The organism is Paucisalibacillus globulus DSM 18846 (assembly GCF_000482485.1).
GTDB lineage: Bacteria > Bacillota > Bacilli > Bacillales > Amphibacillaceae > Ornithinibacillus > Ornithinibacillus globulus.
In genome coordinates this window covers 77,187-102,080 of sequence record NZ_KI519437.1, presented here as the reverse complement: position 1 = coordinate 102,080, position 24,894 = coordinate 77,187, and the positions used below count along the sequence as shown (strand labels likewise).

Below are 24,894 nucleotides of genomic sequence, written 5' to 3'. Positions count from 1 at the left end.
ATTAAGAGAAAACCATGATTAGAAGTTCATTTCTCTTAAACCTTTGGATTCAATGAATAACATTGGTAAATATTGTTCAAATTATGAAAAGGTTTTAGTAAAAGGAGAATATTTCCTATGCCTCATCAAAATTTTGAGTCCGGTAATATAAAACCACGTTATTCTAAAGGTAAAATATCTGTTTGGGGAACCAACTCAGTATACCCCCGTCCACCTTGGATTGCGGCTTGGTGGTCAGCTGCATTTCCAGGATTTGGGCACATGTTTTTGGGAAAATATCTACATGGTTTAATTCTAATAATATGGGAACTAGTGATAAATAATCTATCCCATCTAAATATGGCAATTGCCTTATCCTTTCATGGCAGATTCGAGGAGGCACAGGCTATATTGAACCAGGATTGGGTTTTACTTTATTTGGCTGTGTATGTGTACAGTATTTGGGACAGTTATCGTTGTGCAGTTGAGATAAAGAAATGCCATATTCTATCTGAAATAGAAGATGCACCTGTTACTCCTTCAGATGTTAGCTTTTTTGATGTTGTCATCCTTGAAAAGAAAAAGCCATTGCTAGGTTTATTCTGGTCCTTCTTCACACCCGGATTGGGTCAGTTATATGGTGGTAGTACGGTTGTTGGAACGTTTATTTTAGCTTGGTGGATATTTGTTTGTTATAAGGCTGTAGCTATTCGTGCCTGGCTTTATTCATTCCTTGGGGATTTTGATAAGGCACTTGAAATTGTGGAATGGCAGTGGTTTCTATTTTTACCTTCCATGCTTGCTTTTGCCATCTATCAAGCTTATGTATCGGTAACGGAAAGCAATATACTGTTTGATATTGAGCAAATACGGTTTCTTAGGGTGAGGGATGAAAACTTGACACAGCAAATCAACATGGAAGATGATTCAACGAAAATAATAGCTACATTTGATCATTCACTCTTTGTGGAGATGGTCATTCATGATATAGAGAAGTTGGGTGTGCCAGCACAAAATATCGTGGCATTGCCGGTGGAAAATCTTGATTCTCAAACACATATTAATGATACTATTCATCGTGTCGATGGCGGAAGCGTTCTCGACGGAGCGATGATGAGTGCAACAATCTTTTCGGTACTGGGAACTATATATGGATTCATTTGGCATTGGGGCCCAATAATTTGGGGATTATTAGGCTTAGTCGGAGGTTTCCTGTTGGGGTTAATTATCGAAGTTGTCATTAATAAAAAGAAATTAAACATAGTAGCAAAACGTAAGAGTGAGGTAATTATCGAGGTGACTTGTAGCGCAGCTCTTCAAGACCAACTAATAAAAGTTCTAAAAATGCGGAAAGCAATGGGATATGTAATAATGCCAAAACGAGCTTAAATGCCATGGGGACAGGTTCCTTGGCTCTTTTTTAAGAGCCAAGGAACCTGTCCCCGCGGCTTTGTCCTGTGCAATAATTATTTCTTTTTTCTCATTTCCCTTAGGTATCCCATGGAGGCGGCAAATGCTGCGGTTCTGTCAGGAATTCCTTTTTTAATTAATGTTTCTGCAACTTCTTCAATTTTTTCTCCAGCACCTGGTAGCTTTTTCAAAGGACTTTCCCTCCTTTATTTTAGTATTTGTAGGAAAATGAAATTTATCACTTTAGAAACCGGATGAATTTAAGTGATATTAAAGGATTTTGAACTCCTTTTATCGAATGTATAACTATTAAAATGGACTAAGAGGAGAATTATTTATGAATCAACTAACATTTGAAGAATTACAACGTTACTTGTCTTTAAAATATAAAGAAGGGCGTACTTCTTCTGCCTTATTTATGAAGTTAGTAGAAGAAGTTGGTGAGGTAGCAGAGGTTCTTAACCAATTGGAAGGAAGAAAAACAAAAGTGGATCATATATCCCTTGAAGAGGAACTAGTTGATGTGATTCATTATACTGTTGCTATCGCTAGTCTAAATAATATTGATTTAACATCAGCGATTATCGAAAAGGATAAGAAAGCGGCTCTTAAATATAATCAATCTCCAAATTTGGAGGGATTTTTGATAAACCAAAACAAGCAGCACCAATAATCTAAAAACGAGCCCCATCCATAACTTTTTCTAATCAAAAAGAGCCATGGGGACAGGTACCTCGGCCTAAAGCCGAGGTACCTGTCCCCATGGCTTCTACCGCTAGATTTTCACATAAAATCCTTCCGTAGCAGTTACTATCAATTCAATGATTTGCCTCGACATATATGCTGGCTCCTCGTGAAAGTCTTCTTCAATCCAGCGAATAATTAGGCCTGCCACCCCGTGGGCTCTATATATGTATACATTTTGGATCAAGGGTGGTGCCCTTACTTAATTGGTAGTCATATTCTGCGATGAATAATTCTTCTATCTTCTTTGCCATTTTGAGCAATTTCATCTGCTTGACCGAAACGATTTAGTAGGCTCAATTGTGGTGCATACTCTTCTTCTGTAAATCAGAATTGTTCTAAAGCACCGCGTAACATTGGTGTATCAATTGCACCAGGTGCAACAGAGTTTACACGAATGTTTTCTGGTCCATTTTCTAGTGCTGCTACTTTCGTCATACCGACAACACCATGCTTCGCAGCAACATAGGCAATGTTATTTGGTTGTGGACGGTATCCACTAACAGAAGAAATATTAACAATAGAGCAGCCACCTTGGCCCTGTCTTTTCATTTGTTGTAATTCATATTTCATGCAAAGAGCTGCACCTTTTAGATCAACAGACATTAAACGATCTCAGTAGTCCTCATCAAATTCAGATGGTGCCCCATCTATGACTAATTCAACGGGGTAATAAAATTTGATTCGTATGCGACTAGGTAAAGAAAACCATTTGCAGTATCCGAATGAAGAAATGTTATTCAACAACTTTTATGACAGGAGAATCCTTTTTCAGTTGAAAATCAAATTTGGTTTCATTTTTATATTTTGGATCGATATAACTTGATTTATCGTCACTTTTTGAAACGATTTTGTACTCTGGAAAAGATGTATATTCTTTCTCTTTCCAAATCCAAATACCCATTACCGTTTCATCTTCCAAATCAGTTGTTAAATCCCTTATAGTTAATCCATCAATGGTAATATAATTCTTATCTGTTATTTTAACTAGGGATGTATCTCCTTCGACATCCTTTAGCTACTTCCCACTGAGGATTACCTTTTCGTTTTGATAGGCCTGAAAAATAATAGGATTTGATTTTGTACCGCTATGTTTCACAAGGAGCTCTTCATAATAGGTTCCCTCTCGAATTAACACGGTGGACCCTGCTTCAGCTTTAGAAGCTGCTTTTTTGATTGTGCGAAATGGTTTTGTTTTTGAACCATCATTTTGATCGTTTCCTGTTATGGATACGTATATAAAATTAGAATCTTCCTGTTCAATATGGACTAGATTTAAAGCAATTAAAGTGACAATGACAGTAGTAACTAGAAGGATAGTTTTTTTCATATAATCATTTCCTAGAAAAAATAATCTTTTATTCCTTTTCATCATACACGAATGGGAGAGGGACTGGAAAGCCTTTTTATCGAAATCATATATGTATTTGCTATTAAAGGTTGGAGTCACTTTACATTAACGTTCATGTACCTCCATTCATCTGTTCTATCGCTTTTCTGTATTTTTCTTATCTGCTCTGAATAGAAAGGAGAACCCTTCCGCTTCATTCACCAAACTAAATGGATTTCCATCTAAATCAAAGAACTACATATCCCCAAAGAGGCATCAATTTTAGTAGTTGTAACACTTTTATTCATAAAGTGTTGATGGACGGTTTCTATAGTCAACAACAAAACTATAATTGGAGTTTTCTGGATTCCCTTGATATTAAATAAATTTAACAGTACGCAAACAACTAAAGGCTTCTGTAAGAAAGTAAAAGCACCCCCTGCTTTCACAGAGAAGTGCTGTTTTGTAATTTAGCACCCTGTGCTAATGGTTGCTAGAATATAGCTACGTATTTAAATATTTATTCCATCAAGTTCTTTTTCTGTGAAGAAAGTACATGTTAAATAAATATATGTTAACTTGGTATCTTGCCTTTACGCTTAATATTCCCCTTTAATCACAAAAAATGAGCCACGAATCGTTCCAGCAAGTTTGGATTTCTGCCTAGCAAATTTAAACTTTCCTTCCAACTCTTTTGGTACTTCCATCCCCTCAGAAAGCTTGAAACCAACAGCACGCTTCTTCGGATTATCAATCGTATACATAACATTAACCTCAAGTCCACTCTCATAAAAAACGTATGCCCATTTGATATTTTCTACTTGGAAAAGTGATGTTTCTAATGGTTTGGCCGCAAAGGTAATATCACGTTCTACTTTTAAAACTTGATTCACATAATCAAGGATTTCCTGGCTCTCACTAGCAGGAACAACCGTAAATTCATGCTTATATTTGTTCATAAAATAACGAGCCTCGTTAGCTCGTAACCCAGCAAGCGTTTCTGCTACAGGTGAGGATTCTAAACCAATAGTACTCACATTTTTGAAATCAACAATATAGGACATTTTCATCCCTCCATTTATTTTCTTACAACAGGAATCCACATCTCTCCATATACCAAGCCATTTCGCTCTCCCATCACAACCGCTGCATTTGGACCACCTACATAGGCAACGTGATTTGCTTCTGCTAATACTTCACCAAATGCAATGCCAGTAACTGTGTTGCTTAACTCTTCAGCTGTTTTCCCTTCCCCTTTTACAATGATGTACTCTCCTTTAGGGAATTGGATAATTCTTGATGCATCTGGTAGGTTTTCTTCCGTCATAACACCAGCATAGTGCATCATCTTGTTATTAACCGCTTCGTTTACGACAAAAATATAGTCATTTGTTGCAACAGATTTTAATAAATCAAGCCTTCCATCTTTATGGACCCCTTGCCAAAAATCTGCCTTCTCCTTATTGATTCCAGCAAAATCTGTGTAGTTGCTTTTAAGCTCTGTTCCAATTCCCAATACGGTAAAACTGTCTTTTTCTTCTAATGTGTAATTTGCCATTGTTCAAACAATCCCTTCTAATATTAATTGATTTTTTTTTTGATAAGTTTATAATAACCTTTAATCATGTCAAAAGGTGACACTGTTTAGGAGGTCCAATGAAAAAAGTTGAACGGATAAACACGATCATGCGGTATATTAATAACCGCTCCCACTTTACCATTTCTGAAATCATGCGCGAATTTCATATCTCTCGATCAACAGCGATTAGAGATATTAGAGAAATTGAAGCAATGGGAATGCCACTTGTAGCAGAAGTTGGAAGGGATGGAGGTTATTTTGTTATGAATAATTCTATCCTACCTACTGTTCGCTTTACGGATAACGAGATTAAAGCATTATTTATTGCTTTTATGGCTACGAGAAATCAGCAGCTCCCCTATTTAAAAAGTCGTCAATCTTTAGCTGAGAAATTACTGGGACTACTCTCCGAAAATCAGCAGGAGACGTTAGTTCTATTGAATCAACTCCTACTTTTTGAAGGGACCAATCCTAATAATCCCGACTTACTTGATTTGTCAGATTTACCCCACCCCATGTTAGAACAACTTATCCAAAACATCCTTTTGGATAGCTATTTATGGATTACAGTCCAAGAAGACAAGCGAATAAAGTCCTATCCCATTTATCTATTACACCTTTATCGTGAAAAGAGTATTTGGTTAATTGAAGGATTTCACTTAAAGGAAGAAATAAAACAAATTTTTTCCGTGGATAATCTCATTGATGTGAAACCTTACAAGACAAGAAAAAGATTAAGTAGGAAAAAGATTGTAGAAAAACTTAAAAATCAGGAAGAAGTATTTAATCTTGTCCTTGAGCTAGGTCCAAAGGCTATTACACAGTTTAAAAAATATCATCCTATGGAGGTTTCTATCTCCTATACCAATCCTTACCAAACTACGGCTATTTTAAAAACTTTTATCCATGTTAATAATCATGATGAAATGGAGGAAATAATGAATTGGTTACTTTTCCTAGGGGAAGATATAAAGGTCAGGGAAGTTCCGGATGAAGTTTTGAAGGGCATACAAGATAGGTTATCGTTATTTTATCCATAAGAAATGTCGTGATTACTTGGAAGTGAACGATAATGATGGGAACGGGATAAAGAATAAATTAAATTGCTCTTTTTATGCATAAAATTTAGACATAACCGAGGATGTTATAGGTATGCTAGATTACTTTTTGGTTGGATATAAGAAAAAGGTCTAGTGAAAACACTAATTTAATCAAAAAAAGTTGGAATTAACGGAAAATATAGGAGTAATAAAAGTATGTAAAGATAGTGAAAAATAACTAATATACACTTGACTATTGTATTACTTCATCGCTACAATTTAAGGGTTGGTTTTTATAAAACTTCTAGGAGGAAATAATAATGAAAAAAGTCTTGTTGTCGCTAATGGCGGTAATGTTCATTGCTGTACTTGCAGCCTGTGGAAACTCTGATGATAAATCCTCAAACGATACAGCATCAGATAATGGAAACAAAGTAATTGAAAAATTATCGGTTGGTTTTGTACCTTCCAGAGAACCGGAAGAAATTATCACAGCAACTGAGCCATTAAAAGAGCTTTTAAAAGAGGAATTGTCAGGTCTTGGCTATGATGTCGAAAATGTAGATATTACTGTTGGAACAAACTATGAAGCGGTTGGAGAAGGTCTTTCTGCTGGTACGGTTGATATTGGACTTATCCCTGGTGGAACATATGTATTATATGACGATGGCGCAGAAGTTGTATTAACTGCAACTCGAGCAGGTTTAAATAATGATTCTGATAATGCAAAGGATTGGAACGATAACAAACCAACTGAGGCATCAGATGAACAGGTAACTTATTATCGTTCTCTAGTTATTGCTGGACCTTCTAAAAAGGGACAAGAATTAGCAGAGAAAGTAAATAGTGGGGAAGAATTAACTTGGGACGATATTAACAGCGCTAATTGGGCTGTCATGTCATCGTCATCACCAGCTGGTTATATTTATCCAGCAATTTGGTTAAGTGATAACTATGATAAAACAATTACTGATCTTGACAATGTTGTACAAGCAGATTCATACGGTAGTGCATTCGCCCGTTTAGCAGCAGGACAAATTGATGTTGTTGTTACATATGCTGATGCAAGACGTGATAATGTAGATAGCTGGAATGGTGACAACTCTATTTGGGATGATACCAATGTTATTGGGGTAACTCCTGGTATTTACAATGATACAATCAGTGTAAGTAATAACTCTAAAATTATGGACGCTGACTTGAAAGAAGCAATTCAAAAAGCATTTATGAATATTGCAGAAACAGATGAAGGAAAAGAAGTTATTTCCATCTATAATCACGAAGGCTATCAAGAAGCTACAGATTCCGATTATGATAACGAAAGAAAAGCACAAGAAATTGTAAGAAGTCTAAAGTAATCGGTTAAGTAATGAATTTAATGAGGTTGTTCCGAACAAGGTCTGGCCCCTTAAGAGGGTAGCTTTACCCTTTGGGACATCCTCATTTTTGACAAGATTGGAGACCAATAATGATTGAATTTATCAATGTTGAAAAAACATATGGAAACAATGTAAAGGCTTTAGAAGATATCAATTTGAAAATTGAACAAGGGGAATTTGTGGCTATTATCGGCCTATCTGGTGCTGGTAAGTCAACCTTGATTCGCTGTATTAATCGTATGCATGATATAACTGGTGGAAAGTTAATTGTAGATGATGTGGATGTTAGTTCCTTAAAGGGTAGTGAAGTTCGTAAGTTTCGTAAGCGCATTGGGATGATTTTCCAATCCTTTAACTTAGTTACAAGAACTTCCGTATTAAAAAATGTACTTGTTTCTTTTGTTCCAGAGCTTCCTTTCTGGAGAAAGTTAACTGGAGTATTTTCAAAGGAGCATAAGAAGAAAGCCCTTAGCGCGTTAGATCAGGTTGGTATTCTTGATAAGGCATATGTTCGTGTTGATCAATTGTCGGGTGGACAGCAGCAGCGTGTGGCATTAGCTCGTACAGTAGCTCAAAATCCTGATATTATTCTTGCTGATGAGCCAATTGCCTCCCTTGATCCTGTAACTGCCAAACAAGTGATGAATGACTTTAAGCGGATTAACCAGGATATGAATATTTCCGTCATTATTAATATTCACCATGTGGAGATTGCACTTGAATATGCAGACCGAATTATCGGTGTTCGGGATGGAAAAGTTGTATATGATGGGAAAGCACAGGATGTAACGGAAGAGGTGCTGGATTACATCTATAAAGGCCAAATGGAAAAGGAAACTATGTCACAGGATAAAGGGGAGTAGACTATATGTATGATAAAATTTTCCCTCCAAAAAAAATAGCTCTTCCTAATGGAAAGGTTGTATTGGAAAAAAGATCCCGCACCCCGATTATTTTGGTCCTACTTCTCATCGTAACATATATTTCAGTGAAATTTACCGGATTTAGTCTAACGGTTTTAGCTGATCGTTGGGATGAATTTTTCGTTATTATTTTAGATATGATTCCACCTCAATGGGATTACACTCCTTATATATGGCAACCATTACTTGATACGATTAAAATGTCACTACTTGGATCGGTTTTGGGTTCACTTGCTGCCATTCCGATTGCATATCTAGCATCTGCAAATGTTGTAAAAAGTAAAGTAATTGTAGCGGCTACAAAAGTATTCTTAAGTATTTTAAGAACGATGCCGACACTAGTGACTGCTCTAATTGCTACGTTTATTTTTGGTCTTGGTACTTTTGCTGGTACAATTGCTATTTTTATTTTTACAATTGCATACGTCGGTAAGCTTCTCTATGAGCAAATTGAAAACGTAAGTATGGGTGCTTTTGAGGCAATGGAGTCACTTGGGATGAATCGGGTACAAGCTTTCCGATACGCCATCTTCCCACAAGTATTACCCAATTATCTATCAACATCCTTATTCTGCTTCGAAGGAAATGTTCGTTATGCTGCTATTCTAGGGTATGTTGGTGCAGGCGGAATAGGATTATTGTTAAATGAAGGGTTAGGCTGGCGTGATTATGCAAGTGTTGGTATGATTCTACTTATGCTTGTTATTACGGTCTTTATCATTGAAAGAATCAGTGAACACTTCAGGAAAAGGTTAATCTAAGGAGGGACGGCATGATGAATACTATTGAAAAACAACTAAGTGCATCACCTACTAATAGAAGGTATATAATTGTCGTTACCGCAATTATATTAATCTTATTTGTGTGGTCATTTACTGCGATTAATTTAGAAAACTTCCAGGAAAGTGGCTGGGAAATTGCTTCTGGGATCCTTACGGGTATTATACATCCTGATTTGGATTTATTACTTACCTTTACGAAACAAGGCGTTCCGTATTTATTAGTGGAAACGATGGCAATTGCCTTCCTAGGTACCATTATTGGTTCGATACTAGCTATTCCGTTAGCTTTCTTATCGGCTTCCAATGTGGTTCCGGCACCAGTATCTTGGCTAACACGCTTGTTGCTAATTTTGATTCGGACGGTTCCATCACTGGTTTATGGTTTAATGTTAATTCGTGTATCTGGACAAGGCCCGTTTACCGGTGTTTTAACTGTTGCGTTAATTTCAATTGGAATGTTAGCGAAATTATTTGTTGATGCCATAGAAGATCTAGATACTAGTATTTTAGAATCTATGACCTCCATTGGTTGTACAACATTTGAAAAAATACGATTTGGTATTCTACCGCAGCTGTTTTCCATGTTTTTATCGACGATTATCTATCGATTCGATATGAACTTAAGGGAAGCTTCTATACTTGGATTAGTTGGTGCAGGAGGTATTGGTGCACCACTTATATTCGCGATGAATTCTTACCGTTGGAGTGAAGTGGGCTCTATACTAATTGGGTTAGTTGTCTTAATCCTAATTGTGGAATTAATTTCTAACAATTTACGAGGTAAATTAGTACGAGGGTAAACACAAGTGGGGATAGTCTGTCTGTAAAGGTGGTTTACAGATGAACTATCCCTTGTTTAGTGAAGAGGCATTCATATGAGGTACAGACTATCTAAATCTAGAAAGTGAAAGGGTTTGAAAATGGAAACTTTTAAATTAGTGTTATTAGAAACAAGTGATATACATGGTAATGTATTTCCGCAAAATTATGGAACAAACGAAAAAGCTGAGTTAGGTATTGCTAAAATAGCAACCCTTATTAAGCAAGAAAGGGCATTGAATGAACATACAATCACAATTGATAATGGTGACATTATTCAAGGTACACCCTTAACGTATCACTATGCCCGTTTTCAGCAATCATTGCCAAATCCTATGATTACTATTTTAAATGACTTAAATTATGATGCGGGTGTTATTGGTAACCATGAATTCAACTATGGACTTGGTCTATTAAATCAAGCTGTTAAGGAATCATCGTATCCTTGGCTTTCAGCAAATATTGTGGATACAGAGACTGGCCAACCATATTTTGGGAATCCATATCTCATAAAATCCTTCCCTGATGGACCTCGGGTAGGTATACTAGGTCTTACAACGAAATATGTACCTAACTGGGAAAAAGAAGAACATATCCGTGGTATGCTTTTTGAAGATACGATTGCTACAGCTGAAAAGTGGATTAAAGTACTGAAAGAAGAGGAAAAGGTTGACCTAGTTGTCGTATCCTATCACGGTGGCTTCGAACGTGACCTAGAAACTGGGGAACCGACTGAAACCTTAACAGGTGAAAATCAAGGATATGAGCTATGTATGAAAGTAAAAGGTATGGATGTCCTTTTAACCGGTCATCAACATCGCCAGATAGCTGGAAATAAAATTAATGGCGTTTTAGTTGTTCAACCAGGTTGTAATGGTCTTACACTTGGAAAAGTCACAGTGGAATTCCATAAAGATGAAAGTGGCTTCCGTGTTGTGGAAAAGGATTCAGAGTTATTAGTAGTGGACGGGGTGAATGCCGATCAGGATGTTCTTTCATCCATACAAACCTATGAAGATGCGGTTCAAGAATGGCTTGATCAACCGATTGGGAAAATAAAAGGCGATATGATGATTACTGATCCGATGGCCATTCGATTAGGGGACAATCCATTAATTGAATTTATTAATAACGTACAAATGGACGCAGCAGGTGTGGATGTTTCCAATACAGCATTATTTGATAATATTTCCCCAGGTTTTCCAGTAGACGTTACGATGCGTAGTGTGGTTGCCAATTATATCTATCCAAACACATTGGTTGTATTAAGAGTGACAGGTAAGATTGTTAAGGATGCACTCGAGAGATCAGCAGGATATTTTGAACTTCTTGATGATGGAACTGTTGGAGTTAGCAAGGAATTTACTACACCAAAGCCGCAGCATTATAACTATGACATGTGGGAAGGAATTCAGTACGAATTAGATATTAGAAATCCGGTTGGTGAGCGTGTTACAAAATTAGATTATGACGGTAAAAATCTGTTGCCGGATCAGGAACTAGATGTCGTTATGAATAACTATCGTTCCGGTGGTGGTGGTGATTATATGATGTATAAAGGTCGTCCTATCGTGAAGGATATTCCAATTGATGTCTCGGAATTGATTGCTAATTATATTCTAGAGTATAAAGAAATTGAAGCAACGGTTAATAACAATTGGAAAGTAGTCTATTAACACACTTTTTATGTTGTTTTTTATTTCTAAAATGGGATATAACTTTTGTCAAACAGATGCAGCCATGAATCCATGATCTATTTGGATTATTTGGCTGCTTTTATATACCTTGATCTTTAGATATGTGGAATTATTAGGTAGCGCTTTATATCTTTTCCATAAACGTATAACCATCTTTGAATCAAACTAATACCTTTATTTAATTTGTAATCCAACTCCGCAATGAATAATTCTTCAATATTATTTGAAATCTGATAACGAAAATCTGTCCGAATAGATTGCTCCATAACAAGCGAAAAAGTTTGATGTTTTCTTGAAAATAATGAAATAGAGTTAAATCATGGAATTATTTCGTGAAAGTTAACCTTTGCAATCGATTCATATGGCATACGGATTTGATACCGTGGTAAAACACATGTTTTTAAAATATGGTTCCGTTATAAGGTGAAAATCTATAATAATATTTAAGATAACAATATTCTAAAGGAATGCTATATTTACTTTAATATAGTACTTAATGTTTAAACCTAACAGGATGACAATAGCTATTATCAGACGTGAAATTCACTTGCTATAGTTATTTCTGGTATAAATAAAGCAATGAGCTAATTAAAATCAATTTATTAATAGGAAGTCTAGTTCAGAGAACTCTGTTAAGTTTCGTTTTCTTTAATCGGTACTATTACTTAAAAAAAGAGCCGATAATTCGAGGAATAAGCAAGAAAACATCGGCTAAAGTGAATGCATTTTCAACTTTATCAAATGTATCCATTTTTTCTTTCTCTTTTTGAGTACTTTGTGTAACTGTATCCCCTTGAATTGGTTCTAGGCCGTCGTTAAAACGGATACGAATTGACCGACAAGTCATATAATCCGGGGAATCCATCACTTGAAAGTGAATATGTGGTTCGGATGAGTTTCCTGAATTTCCACATAACCCAATAATTTGACCTTGCTTCACAACATCTCCCTCTTTTACAGCAATGGATTGTTGTTTGAAATGGGCGAGTAAACTATATTCTTTATTTGGATGCTCTAAAATAACATAATTTCCTGCTGGTTGTGATTCATTCATCTCGCCAGGAGTGTTGTCGATAATAGTATTAATCACTTTTAAGACCTTACCATCAGCAGGTGCAACGACTTCTTGTTCGAATGCAAAGTAATTTTTATTACGCATTGTGTTATTTTTATAGGTCTGCTTATCTTTCATCACAACTAAATCATACGCATAGCGTTGTGATTCAAAAATGTAGTGATAGTTAATGAATTCATTTGTTCCACCCCAGAAAACAAACCATTCATTTTTAATCGGCATGATATATGTATTTTTTGAATAATGGTTGTCACTTTCTGGAAAGGTTATGTAGGGCTTTAATAAAAGGTGTTGTATCGTGTTCATAGAATCGAATGCAACACTGATTGCTTTATCACTATGGTTATCTAACCATAAATATTGAGTAGATGATCCTAGCAATGTCGTATCAATTAATTGGTAGCTTTCGACATTTTGATTATATGACTGTACCAATTCCTTAAATTGTCCAATGGTTACTAACTTTTTGAAGTCTTTATTACATTGTTTATATATTTTTTCAGGATTACCTTCTAAAAAGAATGCACCAAAATTGTCTGGAGATATGTAATCGACTGCATCTTTCATCATAATATGCCTCCATATTCTTTTTCCTATTTGTTTCTTTTACTTTATACGTTTTAAATGAATAGGAGTTTCAAGTTTAAAATTATTATGGAAAAAAATCTAAAAAAGGTCCCAGCATTTCTAATGACGAAACCTCTGGATATGTATTTGTAACTTGAAATATTGCTTATTACGAGCATGATGGGGTTACTGAAGATTATTTAGCCCTTAAAGATAAGGACTGGATTCCTTTTGAATTACATACAGTCCGTCACCTTCCAACCATTCTGCGAAAAGAACATCTTCTATATTGACTATTCCTTTCATTTTTAACTGTTCACTTAGCCAAAGGTCATCTTTATTTATCTGCAAGAAGTTTTCAGTAATTAACTTTCCGTCTCTAATAATTGTTATTGGAAGATACACAGCGTGGGATGGTAAATTTAAATCCTGCAAGGTTGTTTTTTGATAGGTAGACTTTTTTAAGATGCTTATAGCTCCATTTGGTTCGATTAGAGCAAATGCAACTTCACGAATAGAAAAAATCTCACTTTGGCGAAGGAGACTTTGAAGTTGATTAATATTCATGCGACACTTCTTTAATTGGTCCAGATCAATTTGTCCATTACGGATAACAATAGCTGGGTTTCCTTCTAGGTTTGTTCTTAAAAATAAGGATTTCTGAAAAATATATTCAACAGTAAATAATATTCCACCCCAGAAGGCAATGGTTAGTAGGATCTCAAAGATGGATATATTCTTTTCATAGACGGCATTTCCTAGTAATTCACTTAGTACAATGGCGGCGATAAAATGGTACGGAGTAAACTGGCCAATTACGGCTTGGCCAACAATTCGTATTAAGAAAAATAATAAAATAAATCCAATCAATAGCTTTAACAATATTTGAATGATTTCCATCGATCTGCTCCTTATGGATTAGCATAGTTTAATAGATTGATTACTCAATCTAGCACACTATTATCGTAGACAAAAATTATCAAAAGCATACATGAGAAAGCCATGGGGACAAAAGCCATGGGGACAGGTACACTGGCTTTGAGCCAAGGTACCTGTCCCCATGGTTTTTCTGTAGTTGTTGTGGGCTTGTATTTTTTTATTCACCAAGAATTAACATTTAAACTAGTGGGTATTTAATAATACTATATTCTAGCAATGACATGCGTGTTGTTTAAAATCAATCACCATACGCCCTTGAATCTTACCTTGTTCCATTTCTTCAAATATGTCTTGTACTTCATGTAAGCAACGAGTTTGAACAATTGGTACTACTTTACCCTCTGCCCCAAATTGGAAAGCTTCCTCTAAGTCTTTGCGAGTACCAACTAAGGATCCGACCACTTCTATACCATCAAGTACTAAGCGTGGAATATTTAAATCCATCGTTTCAGATGGTAAACCTACGGCAATTACCTTACCACATGCACGAACTGCGTTGACTGCTGAATTAAATGCAACTTTAGAAACCGCAGTAACAACAGCGGCATGTGCTCCGCCAACCTGTTCTTGGATAACTTTATCGGCATCCCCTTCTGTGACAGGGTTAATTGTTAAATCCGCACCAATTTCTTTAGCTAATGCTAATTTATCATCATTAATATCAATAGCTATAACATTCGCATTAAATACATGCTTAGCATATTGGATAGCAAGATTACCTAGCCCACCACAACCATAGATGACGATCCATTGTCCAGGTTTAATGTCTGCAACCTTGATAGCCTTATAAGTAGTTACCCCAGCACATGTAATACTGCTAGCTTGGGCTGGGTCTAATCCCTCAGGAACCTTTACCGCATAGTCAGCTGTTACAATACATTGTTCGGCCATACCGCCGTCCACACTATAGCCAGAGTTCTGAACATCACGACAAAAAGTTTCTCTGCCTGTTGTACAATACTCACATCTACCACAAGCTTGGAACATCCATGCAATGCTAACTCTATCTCCAATCTTTAAGCTAGTAACACCATCCGCCACTTTTGATACAATACCGATGCCCTCATGGCCAAGAATACGACCGTCCACCTTACCAAAATCACCAGCAGCTACATGGAGATCCGTGTGGCATACCCCACAATATTCTACATCAACTAGTGCTTCACCTGGCTTTAATGGACGTAATTCCTTTTCAATAACTTCAATGTTTGCTTTACCTTTTGGATTAACTACTACTGCTTTCATATATGCTCTCTCCTTTGTTGTATTACTATATTAAACCAGCCATGGGGACAGGTACACTGGCCTTAAGCCAGTGTACCTGTCCCTGTGGCCTTGATTTAGTAAGCAGTCCAGCCGCCGTCGGCTGTGATGACTTGTCCGTTTACAAAGCTAGAGTCTTCGGAGCCTAAGAATAGTGCGACAGTAGCAATTTCTTCAGGCTCTCCACTACGCGGGTTATTTTGCGATCCGCTCATTGCTCGCTCCATACCAAATTTGCTTGGGTTATTCATGGTGGTGCCAATGTTTGTGTTTACGCCACCTGGAGCAATCGCATTACAGCGTATTCCTTCCATGGCATATTGGAAACCAATGTTTTTAGTCAGTCCAATGACGGCATGTTTTGATGCTGTGTATGCTGTACCAGCACGGGAACCATAAAGCCCACCGACAGAAGCGTTGTTAATGATAACCCCACTCTTCTTTTCTAAAAATATCGGTAATGCTTTACGAATTGCTCGCATGGTACCGGTTGTGTTTACCGCCAATATTCTTTCCCATAATTCATCTGTTAGTTCTACAGCAGGTACAAAGTTATCCATTATTCCTGCATTATTTACTAGAATATCTAAAGTACCATACGTTTCAACTGCAATATCAATCATCTTTTGAACATCTTCTTCTTTGGCAACATTTGTTACAACAGGTGTAGCTTCTCCACCTGCTTCTATAATTTCGTCGGTTAAAGATTGAACACTTTCCTCATTAATATCTGTGGCAACTACTTTGGCACCTTCTTTTGCATAGAGTAAAGCGATTGCTCTTCCCATGCCAGCACCAGCACCAGTTATAACAGCTACTTTATTTTTAAGCTTCATACAATTAGCACCTCCGAATAATAATTTGTTTTCCACAGCTTTATAATAATACTAATATTTACTTTGCTCAATACTTCACATACTTTATTCACAATATAGACATTCTTTTATGAAAGAATTGTAGCGTTTATTAAACCGACCATGGGGACAGGTACCTTGGCTTCATGCCAAGGTACCTGTCCCCATGGTTCCATAGTTCCATAAGAACGTTGCTTAAGCTATAATGAAAAGGTAAAGCAATTATATTGTTTCATAAGAATCGAATATACATCTATAAGACGGGAACAGGAAGAGTAACTATGGTTGAAAATAAACTAATACATCGACGAAATGTGATTTTGTTCAGTTTAATTAGTATTTTTTATTTTATACAAGTAATGATTAATATCTCTATTGAAGGATTAGCAAGTATTTTTCCTCCAGCATTTCTATTTATTTCTATTTCCTATTAAATAATTCTCCCTATCTAGTAAATTATCTTTTCATGTGGTTGGCTCTTCCATTAAGTGCCATCTATCAAAGTTTCCGATTGATCATAATTGCCGGTTTTGCTTCTGTCATTCTTACGTTATATTCTTATTTTTACTTTCAAGATGAAATTTTTCCGAATGTCGTGAGGACGGATGTAATTTATCTCGTTTTATTTGGCATATTTATTACTGCCTTTTTAGTAACATTTGTTCATAGAATAAGAAAGGCAAACACAGAGCTACAGGATATAGCCTTCCGTGATTCGCTAACTGGGGCAGCAAATCGGTTATTACTCAAAGAAAAATTTCAACTATTAAAGGATTTAAAAACGCCTTCTATTGCACTGCTATTTATTGATATGAATGGGTTTAAAAGAATAAATGATACATATGGACATGAAGTTGGAGATTACGTATTGGAGAATGTTGCTTGGAGGGTAAATAATCTATTAAGAGATTCCGATTTACTTTGTCGATTAGGTGGAGATGAGTTTGTGATCTTATTGTCCAACATCGATCATCAAGTACCGGAAAGGATAGCAGATCGAATTAAACTTGCATTGGAAAATCCAATGGAGATGAACGACCAAATGATTGAGGTTTCAGCTAATATTGGCTGGACTTACACAACAAATGTTTCAGATGCAGATTTAGAGAAAATGCTTAAAGAGGCAGATAGAGCTATGTATCGATCTAAGTGTGCCAGTCGAATCTTGGATGTATGAAGGATTGATAGCGTGTTAGGGGGAGTCCTTCTAACTAATGCAGTAGCCGGCAGTTCTCCGAAGTCAAGAAACTCCGGGAAATGCCAGCTTTACAGTACTTCTTATATGTGTAATTTATAATAGGTTTTTCTCCACTTTCCCATCCTTGATGACGACCTGGATATTATCGTTATTGGCAAGGGAGTAGATATCCTCCAATGGATTTCCTTTTACAACGATTATGTCCGCAAGCTTACCCTTTTCAAGTGTCCCAACTTTATCTTCCCAACCCAGACATTCCGCTGCTGTCTTGGTGGATGCAATAATCGTATCCATCGGTGACATGCCCGCATCCTTCATTAATCCAAGTTCACGGAGATTGGTACCATGCTTCATGACGCCAGCATCGGTACCCATCGCTATTTTCACACCGGCTTTATAGGCCTTGGTGAAACTTGCTTTATGATGCTCGATGACTTCCCTGGATTTTGCGACAGCACTCTCAGGCATCCCTACTTCTGCGGCGTTTTCTAATACGGCAACAGGAGCTAATAAAGTTGGTACTAAGTACGTACCATTCTCTAGCATAAGCTCAACGGCCTCATCATCGATAAAAATCCCATGCTCGATGGAATGGACTCCCGCTTTTACAGCATTTTTAATTCCTTCAGCTCCTTGTGCATGAGCCATGACCTTTACCCCTTTACGGAAACGCCCTTCTTCTACAATGACTTTTAATTCCTCTAGGGAAAACTGGGTGAATTCTGGATGATCGGTTGCACTTAATACGCCTCCAGTTGCATGCACTTTAATGACCTCTGCACCAGCACGCAACATTTCTCGTGTCTTTTTACGTACTTCTTCCACACCATCACATTTCCCACTTGGCATGCCCGGATAGTCTGAAGGTAAAAGATCCAATGTATTCCCTGATACGGTGTAACCATCCCCGTGACCGCCTGTAATCGTGAGTGCATTGATACTAAGTTGTAAACGTGGACCGGGAATTAGACCTTCTTCTACAGCCTTTTTTACCCCTAAATCTGTGCCAAGCGCGTCCCTTACCGACGTAACACCAGCATATAATGTGTTTTTCAAGTAATTTGCTGCTTGATAATACATAAATGAAAATGGCGTTGTAAGTCTTTCGGAAAGGGGTGCATATTCCATCATCATATGGACATGTGTATCAATTAGTCCTGGTAGAACGGTACCGCCAGCTGCATCAACAATAACTTCTTCCCCAGTCGGTGAATAATCTGCTTCTTGTCCGACATATACAATGCGTTCATCCTCTGTAACAACAACGTATCCCTTTTTTGGTTCCCCACCATTACCATCAATCACTAATCCATTTTTAATCAATTGTTTAGCCATATTTCATTCCCCCATTTAAGTTAATTAAAAAAAATTGCTAGATTACAATGTCTGAACTAATACACCGGCAATAATAACGGACATGATGGTTACCGTTGTAAATCCACCAATGAGCATTGGTGCTAGTAATTCATTGAAAATCAATTTTTCTTCCTGTTTATTTCGTCCGATACTTCTTGAAACTTCCTCACAAAGTATATAGTCTCCAGGAAATCCGAATAACGCGGTTAAAGCAACGGGCATACCTTTATAGGGGTGCCATTTTACTAATCTGGATGTTAAATATCCGCCAATAGAAAGCCCGATCGTACCAATAACAAGAATGGTTACAACACTAGGTAAATTACTTAACGCATCCTGTGGGGTTACTCCTGCCATCGTTCCCATCACCACAAAAATAATACCGATCATAGTTAGGGTAAATGAATTTGATTTTTCCAGTGTCTTCGGTTCAAATAGGCGAAGCTTCAGACCAACAATTCCTATTGCCAAACACCATAGACTATAGTGAATTGGTGTTACCTCTCCGAGTGCAATTCCGATAGCGGCGCCAACGAATACGAAAAATAATTTCAATGTCATACTGTCTTTTACTGGGTTTGAATTGGTTTCTTTTGTTGATTTCCCATTTAGTTCCTCATCTGTTGCCATTGGTACAAATTTGTTATTATCAATATCCTTTTGGAGTTTTAAAGCATATCTTCTCATAAAGTTCAGAGCTAATGGCATCCCTATAACTCCCTGAAAGGCAACAATTAATGCCGGGACGACTATCAAACTCGATAAGCCTATTTCAGTCAATTTTTCAGTGGTAACCAATAAGGCGATGATTCCTCCACTAATCGGACCGACGCCTGCAACTGCCGTAGGGTAATCGAAAATAAGTGTTACGAGAGTTAAAATTAAAATACCTGATACTAGTAAGCCACCTAACGAAATAAGTACCGCTTTGATTTGACTTTTTAGTAAAGAAAAAGGAATCATGGTGCCCATATGTAGGATGGCAGGGCCAATAAGAATAGCACCTAATGCCGCAAATTGAGATTTCTCCAAGATGTCCTCTGGAAGTAAGCCTGTCCAGCCCACAATCATAAAACCTACCATTGCTGTTAGTAACATTGGGATTCTTGCTCTTGATTTAATGGAAAGCCATTCCCCAAATGCAATAAATGCAAAGATTACTACGGTTGCGATAAGTGGATTATTTAACATAAGATTCCTCCTCCTCAAGATTAGTTAAAAATAATTTTCATTACTATATCATGATTAATAACACCTGTCTACATACTTTTCATAATTATCTAATAAATCATTCTAGTATGAAAACGCATACTTAGTTGGTGTATATGTATTCTGATTAATTGGAAAAATATTTTTGGAGGGGATGATTGGGGGATAAAAAGATAGCGGTAGTAGGACGTAATGCTTGAGAAGTCGAATTAGTTTATGTACAAAGGTTCCAATTGATTATATTCCTAGGTTGATTCCATATTTAATAAAGAAGTAGATAATTACATGAATACTGTCGAAATAGTATTGTCTAGAGAGTGGTAGGTTAATATCTAGTTTCATGGACAGTTGCCCAACAACTTATTTAGGCAGTCGCATATGTTGTATGGACGGAGAAATTAGGAAACGAGGGATAATGATATGAATAATGAATGGTATCAAACAAATCCAATGCCTTATTTATATGAACAAGAAAATGGACAGGTGGAAATGATGAGGGAACCTAAGCATGGACATGGAGGTGGGCATCATGGCCCGCATGGTAATCCAGGTTATCATGGTGGCTATGGTAAACCATCTCACGGACCACAGGGAGGTTTTCAAGGTGGGGGTGGGCTTCCATTTTTAGGTGGTTTAGCAGGTGGGTTACTAGCAGGATCGCTAATTAATTCTCCCGGCCCCTATCCCTATCCGTATAACCCCAATCCATATTACGGATACTATCCAGGTTATCCTCAGGTAGGCTACCCACCCTACCCATACGGTGGATACTATTAAGACCATGGGGACAGGTACCTTGGCTCAAAGCCAAGGTACCTGTCCCCATGGTTCTTTACTTTTTCAACAACAAATAAACAAAATAGGGTGCTCCGATTATGGAGACCATTATTCCGGCGGGGATCGTGGTTTCTATTATATTTCGGCCTAGTGTATCAGCGAATAATAATAGCCAAGCTCCAAGTAAAATAGAAATTGGAATAAAAAGTTGGTTTCTTGGTCCTATTAAAGCTTTTGCAATATGTGGAGCCATTAGACCGATAAAGCTAATACCTCCTGTGACAGACACGGCCGCAGCTGCTAATGCAACAGCTGTTAGAAGTAACACGATCCGTTCTCGTTTAATAGAAACGCCAACCCCAATGGCAACTGGTTCACTCATTGCTAATAGATTTAGTCGGTTTGCTTTGTATAACGTAAATGGAATCAGGATGACTAGCCACGGAAGAAGCGCCCATATAAATGGCCAATCGGTTCCCCATATATTTCCTGCCAGCCATTTTGCTATGAAATCAACTTTTGTCCGCTCTGCAGAAGATATAATTACAATCATAGCTCCGGAAAGTGCAGTGGAGAATCCGACCCCGACGAGAATTAAGCTTATAGGTTGCATTCCATTACGTTTATTATAGGAAAACAAATAGATAAGAAATCCAGTTATCATCGCACCAATAAATCCGACCAGTGGAATCATATAAACAAAAGGTCCAGCCTCTACCGGGAAAAGTAAAAAGAAAACAGCTACAGCAACACCTGCACCAGAATTAATCCCGATAATACCTGGGTCTGCTAAATCATTTTTTGTTATTCCTTGTAAAATGGAACCGGATAAAGCAAGAGCCATCCCCGCTAATAACGTTATCAATATTCGAGGTAATCGAATAGAGAATAAAATGAATTCCTCTTTAAAGGTACCGTCACCTAAAAACGTTGCTATGAGTCTATCAAAGGATAAACTAGCAGACCCTATACCCATTCCTAGAATAACGGTAGCTAGAATGAGTAGTAAAGTAATCGTAATAATAATTCGCTGTTTTTTAATGAGCGCCGAATGTATCATAAGAATGCCCTTCCTCCCTTTCTGACAATGATTAGGAAGAATGGTAAACCGGTGATAGCAACAATTGCTATTACAGGTGTTTCATAAGGTGCATTTAAGGTACGGGCTAGTGTGTCGGCAAATAGCATAAAAGTAGCCCCAGTAATGGCTGCCATAGGCAAAACAAAACGATAGTCGGTCCCAACAATGGCACGAACAATATGAGGAATCATGAGACCGATAAAGGACATGTTTCCAACAAGCGCTACAGATGCACCGGCAAGAATAATAATGACCACAAATAGAAAAACCTTAATCCTAATGGTATTTTGACCTAAACCAACGGCTACTTCTTCGTTTAAGCTAAGTATGGTAAGTTGACGTGAAAGGAAAAAAGAAATAATAACCCCAATTACAATAAAAGGTACGATAATTTGTAGTTGGTTCCAATTAGTTCCAATTAGTCCGCCTGCAGTCCACATGGAGATGTCTTTTGAACTTTTAAAGTAAAGGCCAATTCCTTCTGCAATCGCAAATAAGAAGGCAGAAACAGCAGAGCCCGCCAGTACAATGCGTAAAGGAGAAAATCCCCCTTTTTTCATCGAACCAATCCCAAAAACAATCAAGGCACCGATAGCGGCACCGATAAAACAAACTACCATTGTTACAAAATAATTAGCAGTTGGAATAAAAGCAATGGTAATCGCTAGCGCTGCGTAAGCACCAGCAGATAATCCGAGCAAACCTGGATCAGCGAGAGGATTTCTAGTAATCCCTTGCATAATTGCCCCAGAAACAGCGAGCCCAGAGCCAACAAAAATAGCAGCAACCTCACGAGGTAAACGGATATCACGGATTATCGAAATATGCTCACCAATTGCAGAGGGTGACGTAAGAGACAGCCATACATCGTTAACCGATACGTCAGCGGCTCCATATACCAATGCAATAAAAAACATGACGATAAATGCTAGAATACCTAGGATTAGTTTCCAAGTAAATGAAGAAAATAGAGTGATAGTTTTCATGGGACTCTCCACTTTTCCTTTTTAGAGTGGATAGAGGGTAGAAGAAAATGGCTTTCCTACAAACCCTCTCTAATGCAACTTTACGTAATGATTCTAGTTTCCTAGAAATGCTTCTTTAAAGAATTCTAGTTGATTCTCTAGTGTGATTGGATCAGTGAATGATGCACCCTCTCCTTGCATTTCAAAGACATGCCCATTTTTCACAGCAGGAATGTTCTTATATGTATCTGTTTCTTGGAATGATGTGTCAGCATCAGAATACTTACTGAAAATAATATAATCACCCGCATATTCCGGAAGCACTTCAGTGGATAATGTATAGTATCCAGCCTCTAATGCATCATTCTTTACCTTTTCAGGCATTTCTAATTTCATCGATTGGTATAAGATTTCAGTACCACGTGCCCAATTATTTCCATAGACATAAAGGTCTTTCCCGAACCCCTCAATAACGGAGACAGTTGCATCCTCGCCTATTTTTTGGCGAATCTCTTCTCCGATTTTTTCCGCGCGTTGCTTAAAGTCATCCACCCATTCTGAAGCTTCTTTTTCTTTGTTTAGTAGTTTACCAATCTCAATGTGTTGGCTTAGATAATCTAGTTTTCCCCATGTATATGTTACAGTAGGTGCAATTTCACTTAATTTATCTAGATTTTTAACTGTCGATAAAGCAATGATTAAATCTGGTTCCAATTCAAGGATTCCTTCTAAGTCATCCTCTGAAACTTCTTTTACATCTTTTAATTCCTCCGTAAAGGTTGGATTGGTTTTTGACCACGTATCCACACCTACAACAGGAACGCCTAAGTCCAAAATGTTTCCAGTGTAGCCTGATAATACTACAACTCGTTGTGGATTATCCGGAACCTCAATAGGTCCTGTTTCCGATTGGTATGTAAAGGTGTCTGCCTTTTTTTCTGCTTCGGCATTATCTTCTTTTGTACTTGTATTACTGCATGCACTAATAATAAGAATTAGCAGCAACAATGGGACTAATAGTTTCTTCATACGTAACATCTCCTTTTAATAAATTGTAAGTAATACAAATAGGTTTATTTGTCCTTGGATCGCGGCTAATCACTGCATCAATTTGAAATACTTCACGGAGTACTTTAGGAACGATTATTTCCTCGGAGACCCCGGCCTTTACGACCTCACCGTTCTTTAATGCAATAATATAATCTGCAAATCTAGCTGCTTGATTTAAGTCATGAAGTACCATAATAATGGTTCTGTTTTGCTCGTGATTTAATTTTTGTAATAATTCTAATACCTCAAGTTGGTGTGCCATGTCTAAATAGGTTGTTGGTTCATCAAGAAAAATAATGTCTGTTTCTTGTGCAAGTGCCATCGCAATCCAAACCCGTTGCCGTTGTCCACCTGAAAGTGTGTCAATAGAAAGCGACTTATAGTCCGCTGTACCAGTAACCTCCATTGCCCAATCAATGATTTCATAATCTTTCTTCGTTAAACGACCAAAGCCAGATTGATAAGGAAACCTCCCGTAGGATATTAATTCTCCAACGGTTAATCCCGCAGCACCTTCAGGAGTTTGTGGGAGAATTGCCATTTTTTTTGCCAAGGACCTGGTATTTTCCTTGGTAATTTCTTTTCCATCTAACAGAACAGATCCTGATTGATGAGCAATAATACGTGTAATTGCTTTAAGTAAGGTGGATTTTCCACAACCATTGGATCCGATAATGGCTGTGATTTTTTTATCAGGAATCGTTATGTTGAGATTTTTAATAATTAAACGGTCCCCATATCCAATATGTAAATCCTCAGTAAACAGACGTACCATATTTCCCCTCCTTATTGACATCCAACAATATAAAGTTGATAATATTACCAGTGAGAATGATTATCAATATCAATAATATATATTTTAATGTATGTTAAGTCAA

At 37.2% G+C, this 24,894-nt stretch carries 28 protein-coding genes; 11 read left to right on the top strand and 17 right to left on the bottom strand.

Translation table 11 applies throughout. The features are described from left to right. Window positions 1-117: 117 nt before the first annotated feature. Window positions 118-1,368, top strand: coding sequence for a hypothetical protein (locus tag K332_RS0115945; RefSeq protein WP_026908366.1), 1,251 nt, complete (start codon window positions 118-120; stop codon window positions 1,366-1,368). A gap of 77 nt (window positions 1,369-1,445) precedes the next feature. On the opposite strand, the gene K332_RS24730 is transcribed toward K332_RS0115945, so the two are convergent. After that, window positions 1,446-1,580: a hypothetical protein gene (locus K332_RS24730; protein WP_281170930.1), complete on the bottom strand. Its 135-nt coding sequence runs from the start codon at window positions 1,578-1,580 to the stop codon at window positions 1,446-1,448. A 146-nt stretch (window positions 1,581-1,726) separates the two neighbouring features. On the opposite strand from K332_RS24730, the gene K332_RS0115935 reads away from it, so the two are divergent. After that, window positions 1,727-2,062, top strand: coding sequence for a MazG nucleotide pyrophosphohydrolase domain-containing protein (locus K332_RS0115935; protein WP_026908365.1), 336 nt, complete (start codon window positions 1,727-1,729; stop codon window positions 2,060-2,062). A 102-nt stretch (window positions 2,063-2,164) separates the two neighbouring features. Here the strand turns inward: K332_RS0115935 and K332_RS24250 are convergent, their stop codons facing one another. The 6 genes from K332_RS24250 to K332_RS0115910 all read right to left on the bottom strand — a co-directional run bounded on the left by K332_RS24250 (window position 2,165) and on the right by K332_RS0115910 (window position 5,021). Continuing rightward, window positions 2,165-2,284, bottom strand: coding sequence for a hypothetical protein (locus K332_RS24250; RefSeq protein WP_169727370.1), 120 nt, complete (start codon window positions 2,282-2,284; stop codon window positions 2,165-2,167). A gap of 176 nt (window positions 2,285-2,460) precedes the next feature. Then, the gene (locus tag K332_RS22745; RefSeq protein ID WP_245604724.1) at window positions 2,461-2,739 is read right to left on the bottom strand and encodes an SDR family NAD(P)-dependent oxidoreductase; all 279 of its coding nucleotides are present in this window, start codon (window positions 2,737-2,739) and stop codon (window positions 2,461-2,463) included. Window positions 2,740-2,869: 130 nt separating this feature from the next. Beyond that, the gene (locus K332_RS24570) at window positions 2,870-3,037 is read right to left on the bottom strand and encodes a hypothetical protein (protein ID WP_245604722.1); all 168 of its coding nucleotides are present in this window, start codon (window positions 3,035-3,037) and stop codon (window positions 2,870-2,872) included. Window positions 3,038-3,151: 114 nt separating this feature from the next. After that, a complete protein-coding gene (locus K332_RS24565; RefSeq protein WP_026908363.1) occupies window positions 3,152-3,463 on the bottom strand; it encodes a DUF1565 domain-containing protein in 312 nt (103 codons plus the stop codon). Between the two features lie 599 nt (window positions 3,464-4,062). Next, entirely contained in the window at window positions 4,063-4,527 is a 465-nt protein-coding gene (locus K332_RS0115915) for a hypothetical protein (protein WP_026908362.1), read from the bottom strand. A 14-nt stretch (window positions 4,528-4,541) separates the two neighbouring features. Further along, window positions 4,542-5,021 carry a GyrI-like domain-containing protein gene (locus K332_RS0115910; RefSeq protein ID WP_026908361.1) on the bottom strand — a complete coding sequence of 160 codons (480 nt, stop codon included), beginning with the start codon at window positions 5,019-5,021 and terminating at the stop codon, window positions 4,542-4,544. A gap of 98 nt (window positions 5,022-5,119) precedes the next feature. Between K332_RS0115910 and K332_RS0115905 the strand changes: the two genes are divergently transcribed. The 6 genes from K332_RS0115905 to K332_RS0115880 all read left to right on the top strand — a co-directional run bounded on the left by K332_RS0115905 (window position 5,120) and on the right by K332_RS0115880 (window position 11,661). Further along, on the top strand, window positions 5,120-6,082 hold the full coding sequence (locus tag K332_RS0115905) for a helix-turn-helix transcriptional regulator (protein WP_026908360.1): 963 nt from the start codon (window positions 5,120-5,122) through the stop codon (window positions 6,080-6,082). Window positions 6,083-6,402: 320 nt separating this feature from the next. Then, complete coding sequence (locus K332_RS0115900; RefSeq protein ID WP_026908359.1) at window positions 6,403-7,440, top strand: phosphate/phosphite/phosphonate ABC transporter substrate-binding protein; 1,038 nt, start codon at window positions 6,403-6,405, stop codon at window positions 7,438-7,440. A 110-nt stretch (window positions 7,441-7,550) separates the two neighbouring features. Next, window positions 7,551-8,324, top strand: coding sequence for a phosphonate ABC transporter ATP-binding protein (gene phnC, locus K332_RS0115895; RefSeq protein ID WP_026908358.1), 774 nt, complete (start codon window positions 7,551-7,553; stop codon window positions 8,322-8,324). A 5-nt stretch (window positions 8,325-8,329) separates the two neighbouring features. Beyond that, on the top strand, window positions 8,330-9,145 hold the full coding sequence (gene phnE, locus K332_RS0115890) for a phosphonate ABC transporter, permease protein PhnE (RefSeq protein ID WP_026908357.1): 816 nt from the start codon (window positions 8,330-8,332) through the stop codon (window positions 9,143-9,145). Window positions 9,146-9,159: 14 nt separating this feature from the next. Then, a complete protein-coding gene (gene phnE / locus K332_RS0115885; RefSeq protein WP_026908356.1) occupies window positions 9,160-9,966 on the top strand; it encodes a phosphonate ABC transporter, permease protein PhnE in 807 nt (268 codons plus the stop codon). Window positions 9,967-10,086: 120 nt separating this feature from the next. Continuing rightward, the gene (locus K332_RS0115880) at window positions 10,087-11,661 is read left to right on the top strand and encodes a bifunctional metallophosphatase/5'-nucleotidase (RefSeq protein ID WP_026908355.1); all 1,575 of its coding nucleotides are present in this window, start codon (window positions 10,087-10,089) and stop codon (window positions 11,659-11,661) included. Between the two features lie 682 nt (window positions 11,662-12,343). Here the strand turns inward: K332_RS0115880 and K332_RS22735 are convergent. The 4 genes from K332_RS22735 to K332_RS0115855 all read right to left on the bottom strand — a co-directional run bounded on the left by K332_RS22735 (window position 12,344) and on the right by K332_RS0115855 (window position 16,362). After that, complete coding sequence (locus K332_RS22735; RefSeq protein ID WP_245604720.1) at window positions 12,344-13,327, bottom strand: M23 family metallopeptidase; 984 nt, start codon at window positions 13,325-13,327, stop codon at window positions 12,344-12,346. A 204-nt stretch (window positions 13,328-13,531) separates the two neighbouring features. Then, a complete protein-coding gene (locus K332_RS0115870) occupies window positions 13,532-14,224 on the bottom strand; it encodes a YetF domain-containing protein (RefSeq protein ID WP_026908354.1) in 693 nt (230 codons plus the stop codon). 249 nt (window positions 14,225-14,473) lie between these two features. Beyond that, a complete protein-coding gene (gene adhP, locus K332_RS0115860) occupies window positions 14,474-15,508 on the bottom strand; it encodes an alcohol dehydrogenase AdhP (RefSeq protein ID WP_026908353.1) in 1,035 nt (344 codons plus the stop codon). Between the two features lie 95 nt (window positions 15,509-15,603). Continuing rightward, window positions 15,604-16,362 carry an SDR family oxidoreductase gene (locus K332_RS0115855; RefSeq protein ID WP_026908352.1) on the bottom strand — a complete coding sequence of 253 codons (759 nt, stop codon included), beginning with the start codon at window positions 16,360-16,362 and terminating at the stop codon, window positions 15,604-15,606. A gap of 299 nt (window positions 16,363-16,661) precedes the next feature. On the opposite strand from K332_RS0115855, the gene K332_RS24560 reads away from it, so the two are divergent. Together K332_RS24560 and K332_RS22730 are read left to right on the top strand one after the other, a co-directional pair. Further along, window positions 16,662-16,814: a hypothetical protein gene (locus K332_RS24560; RefSeq protein ID WP_245604719.1), complete on the top strand. Its 153-nt coding sequence runs from the start codon at window positions 16,662-16,664 to the stop codon at window positions 16,812-16,814. A gap of 38 nt (window positions 16,815-16,852) precedes the next feature. Beyond that, window positions 16,853-17,557, top strand: coding sequence for a GGDEF domain-containing protein (locus K332_RS22730; RefSeq protein ID WP_245604717.1), 705 nt, complete (start codon window positions 16,853-16,855; stop codon window positions 17,555-17,557). Window positions 17,558-17,671: 114 nt separating this feature from the next. Here the strand turns inward: K332_RS22730 and K332_RS0115845 are convergent, their stop codons facing one another. Beyond that, entirely contained in the window at window positions 17,672-18,913 is a 1,242-nt protein-coding gene (locus K332_RS0115845) for a metal-dependent hydrolase family protein (RefSeq protein ID WP_026908351.1), read from the bottom strand. A gap of 42 nt (window positions 18,914-18,955) precedes the next feature. Next, window positions 18,956-20,125, bottom strand: a complete 1,170-nt coding sequence (locus tag K332_RS0115840) for a hypothetical protein (protein ID WP_026908350.1) — start codon at window positions 20,123-20,125, stop codon at window positions 18,956-18,958. Window positions 20,126-20,563: 438 nt separating this feature from the next. Between K332_RS0115840 and K332_RS0115835 the strand changes: the two genes are divergently transcribed. Next, complete coding sequence (locus tag K332_RS0115835) at window positions 20,564-20,920, top strand: hypothetical protein (protein ID WP_051359499.1); 357 nt, start codon at window positions 20,564-20,566, stop codon at window positions 20,918-20,920. Between the two features lie 55 nt (window positions 20,921-20,975). Here K332_RS0115835 and K332_RS0115830 read toward each other — a convergent pair whose 3' ends face one another. The 4 genes from K332_RS0115830 to K332_RS0115815 all read right to left on the bottom strand — a co-directional run bounded on the left by K332_RS0115830 (window position 20,976) and on the right by K332_RS0115815 (window position 24,791). Next, a complete protein-coding gene (locus K332_RS0115830) occupies window positions 20,976-21,980 on the bottom strand; it encodes a FecCD family ABC transporter permease (protein WP_026908348.1) in 1,005 nt (334 codons plus the stop codon). Continuing rightward, complete coding sequence (locus K332_RS0115825; protein ID WP_026908347.1) at window positions 21,977-22,987, bottom strand: FecCD family ABC transporter permease; 1,011 nt, start codon at window positions 22,985-22,987, stop codon at window positions 21,977-21,979. The genes K332_RS0115830 and K332_RS0115825 overlap by 4 nt, the downstream gene beginning before the upstream one ends. 93 nt (window positions 22,988-23,080) lie before the next feature. Continuing rightward, the gene (locus K332_RS0115820; RefSeq protein WP_026908346.1) at window positions 23,081-23,995 is read right to left on the bottom strand and encodes an iron-hydroxamate ABC transporter substrate-binding protein; all 915 of its coding nucleotides are present in this window, start codon (window positions 23,993-23,995) and stop codon (window positions 23,081-23,083) included. Next, window positions 23,949-24,791, bottom strand: coding sequence for an ABC transporter ATP-binding protein (locus K332_RS0115815; RefSeq protein WP_026908345.1), 843 nt, complete (start codon window positions 24,789-24,791; stop codon window positions 23,949-23,951). Before K332_RS0115815 ends, K332_RS0115820 begins: the two co-directional genes overlap by 47 nt. Window positions 24,792-24,894 lie beyond the last annotated feature (103 nt).